The organism is Sphingomonas faeni (assembly GCF_040407495.1).
Lineage (GTDB): Bacteria > Pseudomonadota > Alphaproteobacteria > Sphingomonadales > Sphingomonadaceae > Sphingomonas > Sphingomonas faeni_D.
This window is the reverse complement of record NZ_JAPZPP010000003.1, coordinates 678,598-686,227: the sequence shown is the minus strand read 5'-3', so window position 1 is coordinate 686,227 and position 7,630 is coordinate 678,598. Positions and strand designations below refer to the sequence as shown.

Sequence of the window (7,630 nt, the reverse complement as noted above, 5' to 3'; positions counted from 1 at the left end):
CGGCGGTGCGCCGGTGTGGGCGGCGGCGCCGGTTGCGCTTTCGTGGGGGGGGTTACGCAGTGGGGGGGGGGGGGGGGGGGGGGGGGCCCCCCCGCGGCGGGGGGGGGGGGGGGGGGGGGGGGCCCCCCCCAGTACCGGGCGGGAGCGCTCGTGGCGGCCCCTCACCCCAACCCTCTCCCCGGAGGGGAGAGGGAGCTAGAAAGGCTTAAGCCTCGGAAGCCATCTTCTCGGCCTTGGCGACGGCTTCGTCGATACCGCCGACCATGTAGAACGCCGCCTCGGGCAGGTGATCATACTCGCCCTCGACCACCGCCTTGAACGACCGGACCGTATCCTCGAGCTGGACGAACTTGCCGCTGATGCCGGTGAAGACCTCGGCGACGTGGAACGGCTGGCTCAGGAACTTCTGGATCTTACGCGCCCGCTGCACGGTGAGCTTATCTTCTTCCGACAGCTCGTCCATGCCGAGAATCGCAATGATGTCCTGCAGCGACTTGTACTTCTGCAACGTCGACTGGACCGCGCGAGCTGTATCGTAATGCTCCTGGCCGACGACTCGTGGCTCGAGCAGACGGCTCGTCGAGTCGAGCGGATCGACCGCCGGGTAGATACCCAGCTCCGAGATCGCACGGTTGAGGTTGGTCGTCGCATCGAGATGCGCGAACGACGTTGCCGGTGCCGGATCGGTAAGATCGTCTGCGGGAACGTACACGGCCTGCACCGAGGTGATCGACCCCTTGTTGGTCGACGTGATGCGCTCCTGCAGCGCGCCCATGTCGGTCGACAGCGTCGGCTGATAGCCCACTGCCGACGGGATACGGCCGAGCAATGCCGAAACCTCTGCGCCCGCCTGCGTGAAGCGGAAGATATTGTCGACGAAGAACAGCACGTCCTGGCCTTCGACATCGCGGAAATACTCGGCGATCGTCAGGCCCGACAGTGCGACGCGCGCGCGTGCGCCTGGCGGCTCGTTCATCTGTCCGAATACGAGCGCGACCTTCGAGCCCTCCGACTGCGGATTGCCGTCGGCATCCTTGGCGATGACGCCCGCGTCGAGGAACTCGTGGTACAGATCGTTACCCTCGCGGGTACGCTCGCCGACGCCCGCGAACACCGAGGTGCCGCCATGGCCCTTGGCGATGTTGTTGATCAGTTCCTGGATCAGCACGGTCTTGCCGACGCCGGCGCCCCCGAACAGGCCGATCTTGCCCCCCTTCGCATACGGTGCGAGCAGATCGATGACCTTGATGCCGGTGACCAAAATCGCGCTCTCGGTCGACTGGTCGACGAACAGCGGCGCCGAGGCGTGGATCGGGGCGGTCGTCTCTGCGCCGACCGGACCACGCTCGTCGATCGGCTCACCGATGACGTTGAGGATGCGGCCGAGCGTCTTCGGGCCGACCGGCACGCGGATCTGCGAGCCGGTGTCGGTGACGGTCTGGCCGCGGGTCAGGCCCTCGGTGGCGTCCATCGCAATCGTGCGAACGGTGTTCTCGCCGAGATGCTGCGCGACTTCGAGCACGAGCCGGTTGCCGTTATTGTCGGTTTCGAGCGCCGACAGAATGGCGGGCAGGTTGTCGGGGAAATGCACGTCGACGACGGCACCGATCACCTGCGAGATGCGGCCGGTGTTGTTCGTGGCCTTCGAGCTGCCCTCGGTCGGGCGGATGTCTTCAGCGGCGGTTGCCATCACACTATCCTTGGGTCTTGTTGTTGGCCGGGCTGGTAGCCGGAGAACGGGTAAAAGTCACGTCCACGCGTGCTGGCGTGGTGTCGGTAGCAGGGACGATCGCGACCTTGGCGGGTGCCGCATCGAGCGGCTGGCCAAGGCGGATCGCCCGCAAGAGGTCGGGCGACGCCTTGATCTTGAAGCGGCCGAGAAACTCGCCGACAGTCTGCGCGAGCCGCATCCGTGCGGTGGTCGCGTCGACCGGGTCGGTCAGCGTCAGCGTATAGGCGACGGTATCGATCGCTGCGGCGGTCTTGCCCGTAACAGTGACCAAGGTCGTGTTGGGCTTGGCGGCGTTGGAATTGGAGAACATCCGCGGCTGGCCGGTCGCCGCAAAGCTACCGTCCTTCGCCGCATACTCGCCAAGTGCGAAACCCGCCTGGTTGATCGCGCCGACCGTCTCCTGGGGGGCGGCAAACAGCCGATCCCAGCCCGACAGCGTCGCGACGGAGGCAGCTTGCGCCGCCTCCTGCTCACGCACCGACGGTGCCGGCTTGCCACAGCCAGCCAGCATCACGGTAAGGGTCAGGGCGACCGCGACCTTCATTTCAGCGCTTCGGCACCTGAGATGATCTCGACCAGCTCGGTCGTGATCGCGGCTTGGCGGGTACGGTTATACTGGATCGAGAGGCGCGTGATCATGTCGCCGGCATTGCGCGTGGCGTTGTCCATCGCGTTCATCCGCGAGCCCTGCTCCGACGCCGCGTTTTCGAGCAGCGCGCGGAAAATCTGGATCGCGACGTTGCGCGGCAGCAGATCGGCGAGGATCGCTTCCTCGTCGGGCTCGTACTCGACCACGGCTTCGGCGGGCGCACCCGACTTGGCTTCCGCACCGGGGATCGCCGACAGCGGGATCGGGATGATCTGGATGCCGGTCGGGACCTGCACCAACGCCGACACGAACTTCGCATAGAACAGATGCGCGACATCGAACTGACCTTCGCCGAAGCGCTTGATCAGGTCCTCGGAGATTTCCTGCGCGTCGCTGAACGCGAGCTTCTTGATCTGGCTCATCTCGTGATCGGCGAGGATGTCGTTCGGGAAGAAGCGCTTGATCACGCGCCCCTTCTTGCCGGCGACATAGAACTTCACGGTCTTGCCGGCCGCGATCAGTTCCTCGGCCTTGCGACGCGCCGCGCGGACGATGTTGGTGTTGAACGCACCCGCGAGGCCGCGCTCCGACGTCGCGATGACGATCAGGTGGACCTGGTCCTTGCCGGTGCCCGCGAGCAGCGGCGATGCGCCCGGTGCGATGCCGACGCGCCCCGCGAGGCTCGCCATCACCGCTTCGAGACGCTCGGCATACGGACGCCCGGCGACCGCCGCGTCCTGCGCACGGCGCAGCTTCGCAGCGGCGACCATCTTCATCGCCTTGGTGATCTTCTGCGTCGACTTCACGGAGCCGATGCGGATCTTGAGGGCCTTAAGTGATGCCATCTTCTCTTCCTGCTCCCTCGCTCCTCACAGAGGAGGGTCGGATTACACGCTCTGCTCCCTCTCCCCGTCGGGGAGAGGGTCGGGGTGAGGGGCAGTTGCGAAGCGCAACGCCCGGTACAACCCCTCACCCCAGCCCTCTCCCCTCAGGGGAGAGGGAGTTAATCAGGCAAACGTCTTCGCGAACGCTTCGAGCGCTGCCTTCAGCTTGTCCTTCGCCTCGTTACCCAGGTCGCGGGTATCGCGGATCAGCTTCAGCACGTCGGCGTGGTTCGCGCGCATGTCGGCCAGCAGCGCCTGCTCGTAGCGGGTCACGTCGGCGACCGGCACCTTGTCGAGATAGCCGCTGGTGCCGGCGAAGATCGAGACGGTCTGCTCCTCGAACGGCAGCGGCGAGAACTGCGCCTGCTTGAGCAGCTCGGTCAGGCGTGCGCCGCGGTTGAGCAGCTTCTGCGTCGACGCATCGAGATCCGACCCGAACTGCGCGAACGCCGCCATCTCGCGGTACTGCGCCAGCTCGAGCTTGATCGAGCCCGACACCTTCTTCATCGCCTTGGTCTGAGCCGCCGAACCGACGCGGCTCACTGACAGACCGACGTTGATCGCCGGACGCACGCCCGAGAAGAACAGGTCGGTTTCGAGGAAGATCTGGCCGTCGGTGATCGAGATCACGTTGGTCGGGATGTACGCCGAAACGTCGCCCGCCTGCGTCTCGATGATCGGCAGCGCGGTCAGCGAGCCGCCGCCATTCGCGTCCGACATCTTCGCCGCACGCTCGAGCAGACGGCTGTGGAGATAGAACACGTCGCCCGGATACGCCTCACGGCCCGGAGGACGACGCAGCAACAGCGACATCTGGCGATACGCGACCGCCTGCTTCGACAGATCGTCGTAGCAGATCAGCGCGTGCATGCCGCGATCACGGAAATACTCGCCCATCGCGACGCCGGTATAGGGCGCGAGATACTGGAGCGGTGCGGGGTCCGACGCGGTCGCGGCGATGACGATGGTGTATTCCATCGCGCCGTTCTCTTCGAGCGTCTTGACCAGCTGTGCGACGGTCGAGCGCTTCTGGCCGATCGCGACATACACGCAATACAGCTTCTTCGACTCGTCGTCGCCGGCGTTGGCGATCTTCTGGTTGATGAACGCGTCGATCGCGACGGCGGACTTGCCGGTCTGGCGATCGCCGATGATCAGCTCGCGCTGGCCGCGGCCGACGGGGACGAGTGCGTCGATCGCCTTGAGCCCGGTCTGGACCGGCTCGCTGACCGACTGGCGCGGGATGATGCCCGGCGCCTTCACTTCGACGCGGCTGCGCTCGGTCGTGTGGATCGGACCCTTGCCGTCGATCGGGTTGCCGAGGCCATCGACCACGCGGCCGAGCAGCTCCTTGCCGATCGGCACGTCGACGATCGTGCCGGTGCGCTTGACGATGTCGCCTTCCTTGATCTCGGAATCGCTCCCGAAGATCACGACGCCGACGTTATCGGCCTCAAGGTTGAGCGCCATGCCCTGCACGCCGTTCGAGAATTCGACCATCTCGCCGGCCTGGACGTTGTCGAGGCCGAAGATGCGCGCGATGCCGTCGCCGACGCTCAGCACTTGGCCGGTCTCGCTGACCTGGGCCTCGGTGCCGAAATTGGCGATCTGATCCTTGATGATCTTCGAGATTTCTGCGGCGCGGATATCCATTAGCTTAGCCCTTCATCGCGTGCGCGAGAGTGTTGAGACGCGTCTTGATCGACGAATCGATCATCTGGCTGCCGACGCGGACGACGAGTCCACCCAGCAACGATGGGTCGACGCTGAGGTCGACGGAAACTTCACGGCCGACCCGCTGGCGGAGCTGATGCTTCAGCTCGATCACCTGCTCGTCGGTCAGCGGATGCGCGGACGTCACCTCGGCGGCAATTTCACCGCGATGCTGCGCGGCAAGTGTGCGGAATGCCTTGATGATCTTCGGCAGCGCGCCCAACCGGTGGTTCTCGGCGAGGACGCCGAGGAAGCTCTTGGTGGTCGCATCGACACCGAGCTCGTCGGCGACCGCGGAGACCGCCTTCACCGCCGCGCCACGCGACACCATCGGGCTGACCGTCAGGTTGCGGAAGTCCTCGGACTGCGCGAGCGCGTCGCGCACGTTCGCCAGGCTCGACTCGACCGCATCGATCGTCTTCGCGTCACGCGCGAGTTCGAACAGGGCCAGCGCATAACGCCCGCCTAAGCTCGCTTGAATACCGCCGGATGTCTCCACGGACCTGTCAATCCTCGCCTGAAACCGAAATAGTGCCGTCCCACGGGGGAAGAGGGCGCGAAAGCACCTCTCATGGGACGCGGCGCGGGTAGCATCGGGTTCGCGGATTGGCAACCCGGCGGGACGGTCGTGGCCGCGGGTTTGTGACTGTTTTGTCATTGATAGAAGGTTGGAAGGCTCCGATTCCTCTCCTCCCCGTCATCCCCGCGCAGGCGGGGATCCATATCCTCCGGACCCGGCGCTTTCACCGCACGGCCTGCCACTATGGGTTCCCGCCTCCGCGGGAATGACGATAATGGTGACGAATTGGATAACACGACGAGGACGAGAGAATGACCGGCATGATGGAAACGATGACGATGTCCGACGGCGCGAGCGTCGCGGTCTATCACGCGCAGCCGACCGGCGAGCGTCGCGGCGGCCTCGTGCTGGTACAGGAGATCTTCGGCGTGACCGACCACATCCGCGATCTCTGCGACGAGTACGCCGCCGACGGCTATGAAGTGCTGGCCCCCGCCTTGTTCGACCGCGAGCATCCCGGCTTCGAGGCAGACTATTCCGGCGAAGGCCTCGCGCGCGGCGTCGAACTCGCACGGCAGCTCCACCCGTTCGATCTGTCGTTGAAGGACGTCCAGACCTGCATCGACACGCTCGCCCCCGCCGGCCCGGTGTTCGTGGTGGGCTATTGCTATGGCGGCTCAGTCGCGTGGTTCGCCTCAACCAAGCTCACCGGCGTCGCCGCGGCGAGCGGCTATTATGGGAGCATGATCCCGGCAGCGGCGGACGAGGAACCGAAGGTGCCGGTAATCCTCCACTTTGGTCGCCACGATCACGGTATCCCGATGGAGGGCGTCGAGCAGGTCATCGCCAAGGAGTGGCCGAACGCGACGGTGTACGTCTACGAAGCGGGTCACGGGTTCAATTCGGACCGGCGGAAGGATTATCACGAACCGAGTGCGGATCTGGCGAAGCAGCGGACGCTGGAGTTGTTCCGCGCCAACGGCGGCTGAGCGGTCTCTTCCCTTCGGCACCACCCCGGCGAAGGCCGGGGCTCAATTGGAAAGGTGGCAATAATTGAGGGATGCGCTCCGTTAGCGACGTCCCCCAATTGGACCCCGGCCTTCGCCGGGGTGGTGGCTCTGGTATAGGGCCTACGAGGTAAAGGATTTGGCGCAGGCCAGCGCTCCAGACGTAAGGCGCTCCCTGCTTCCTTGTTCTCCCGCGAAGGCGGGAGCCCAGTCTGGGTCCCCGCCTTTGCGGGGAAACAACGCGTGGCTCCTACCAGATTACTCCCCCGGAAAATCGGCCCCAAGGCTATCCGCCTTATGCGTCTCGATCTCCTTCAACCGCTCCGCCAGTTTCTTCGTCACAGCATCATACCCCCAGGCCCCGAGCACCAGATGCCGCGGCGGGTTCGCATCTTCGGTCAGCGCGATCATAGCTTCACCAGCCCGCACCGGGTCACCCGCCTGCGTCCCGCTAACTTCGCGCGTACCATCCAGCCGCTTGCCCGCAGTATCAGCATAGTCGGCAATCTTCACCGGCGTCTGCTTCAGCGAACGCCCGGCCCAATCCGTCCGGAACGGTCCCGGCTCGACACACGTCACGTCGATCCCAAGCGGCTTGACCTCGGCGAGCAGCGCATCGGACCAACCCTCGACCGCATGCTTCGACGCAGCGTAATAACCCGAGCCCGGAAACCCGACCTGACCGGCAACCGACGTGATGTTGATGATATTACCGCTCTTCTGCCCCCGCATGATCGGCAGCACCGCGCGAGTCAGCGCAAACAACCCGAACACGTTCGCATCGAACTGCGCGCGGATCTCGGACTCGACGCCCTCCTCGACCGACGCCTGATAGCCGTAGCCCGCATTGTTCACGAGCACGTCGATCCGCCCGAACTTGGCCCTGGCCTGCGCGACCGCATCATCGATCTGCGCCTGCTCCGTCACGTCGAGCGACAGCGCGAGCGCCCGGTCCTCGGCGCCCTCCGCCAGATCGGCAACGCGATCCGCATCCCTCGCGGTCACCACCGCACGCCAACCGCGCGCAAGCACGAGCTTGGCGAGTTCGCGACCGAAACCGGTCGAGCAGCCGGAAATGAACCAGACGGGCGTGTCGGAGGCCATGAGACATCTTTCGCTATGGGGTAAGCACGGAAGAACGGCCGGACCGCCGATTGGCTCCGCTTTGAGCGCAAGCCACGGGAT

General features: G+C 65.3%; 7 protein-coding genes. 1 reads left to right on the top strand and 6 read right to left on the bottom strand.

Going from position 1 to position 7,630, the window contains the following annotated elements; translation table 11 throughout:
- Positions 1 to 205: 205 nt before the first annotated feature.
- From atpD to O6W96_RS13100, 5 genes are all read right to left on the bottom strand, one after another.
- Positions 206 to 1,690 carry a F0F1 ATP synthase subunit beta gene (gene atpD / locus O6W96_RS13120; protein ID WP_056055325.1) on the bottom strand — a complete coding sequence of 495 codons (1,485 nt, stop codon included), beginning with the start codon at positions 1,688 to 1,690 and terminating at the stop codon, positions 206 to 208.
- 4 nt (positions 1,691 to 1,694) lie between these two features.
- Entirely contained in the window at positions 1,695 to 2,276 is a 582-nt protein-coding gene (locus tag O6W96_RS13115; protein ID WP_353469957.1) for a hypothetical protein, read from the bottom strand.
- Entirely contained in the window at positions 2,273 to 3,166 is an 894-nt protein-coding gene (locus O6W96_RS13110) for a F0F1 ATP synthase subunit gamma (protein ID WP_353469956.1), read from the bottom strand. The genes O6W96_RS13115 and O6W96_RS13110 overlap by 4 nt, the downstream gene beginning before the upstream one ends.
- Before the next feature lie 162 nt (positions 3,167 to 3,328).
- A complete protein-coding gene (gene atpA, locus O6W96_RS13105; protein WP_055873607.1) occupies positions 3,329 to 4,858 on the bottom strand; it encodes a F0F1 ATP synthase subunit alpha in 1,530 nt (509 codons plus the stop codon).
- A 4-nt stretch (positions 4,859 to 4,862) separates the two neighbouring features.
- The gene (locus tag O6W96_RS13100) at positions 4,863 to 5,417 is read right to left on the bottom strand and encodes a F0F1 ATP synthase subunit delta (RefSeq protein ID WP_060527190.1); all 555 of its coding nucleotides are present in this window, start codon (positions 5,415 to 5,417) and stop codon (positions 4,863 to 4,865) included.
- Positions 5,418 to 5,749: 332 nt separating this feature from the next.
- On the opposite strand from O6W96_RS13100, the gene O6W96_RS13095 reads away from it, so the two are divergent.
- Positions 5,750 to 6,427, top strand: coding sequence for a dienelactone hydrolase family protein (locus O6W96_RS13095; protein WP_353469955.1), 678 nt, complete (start codon positions 5,750 to 5,752; stop codon positions 6,425 to 6,427).
- Positions 6,428 to 6,703: 276 nt separating this feature from the next.
- Here the strand turns inward: O6W96_RS13095 and O6W96_RS13090 are convergent, their stop codons facing one another.
- Complete coding sequence (locus O6W96_RS13090; RefSeq protein WP_353469954.1) at positions 6,704 to 7,549, bottom strand: oxidoreductase; 846 nt, start codon at positions 7,547 to 7,549, stop codon at positions 6,704 to 6,706.
- Positions 7,550 to 7,630 lie beyond the last annotated feature (81 nt).

Coding starts and splice junctions, on each gene's coding strand:
- atpD (WP_056055325.1), bottom strand. CDS start 1,690: ATGGCAACCGCCGCTGAAGACATCCGCCCGACCGAGGGCAGCTCGAAG.
- O6W96_RS13110 (WP_353469956.1), bottom strand. CDS start 3,166: ATGGCATCACTTAAGGCCCTCAAGATCCGCATCGGCTCCGTGAAGTCG.
- atpA (WP_055873607.1), bottom strand. CDS start 4,858: ATGGATATCCGCGCCGCAGAAATCTCGAAGATCATCAAGGATCAGATC.
- O6W96_RS13115 (WP_353469957.1), bottom strand. CDS start 2,276: ATGAAGGTCGCGGTCGCCCTGACCCTTACCGTGATGCTGGCTGGCTGT.
- O6W96_RS13090 (WP_353469954.1), bottom strand. CDS start 7,549: ATGGCCTCCGACACGCCCGTCTGGTTCATTTCCGGCTGCTCGACCGGT.
- O6W96_RS13095 (WP_353469955.1), top strand. CDS start 5,750: ATGACCGGCATGATGGAAACGATGACGATGTCCGACGGCGCGAGCGTC.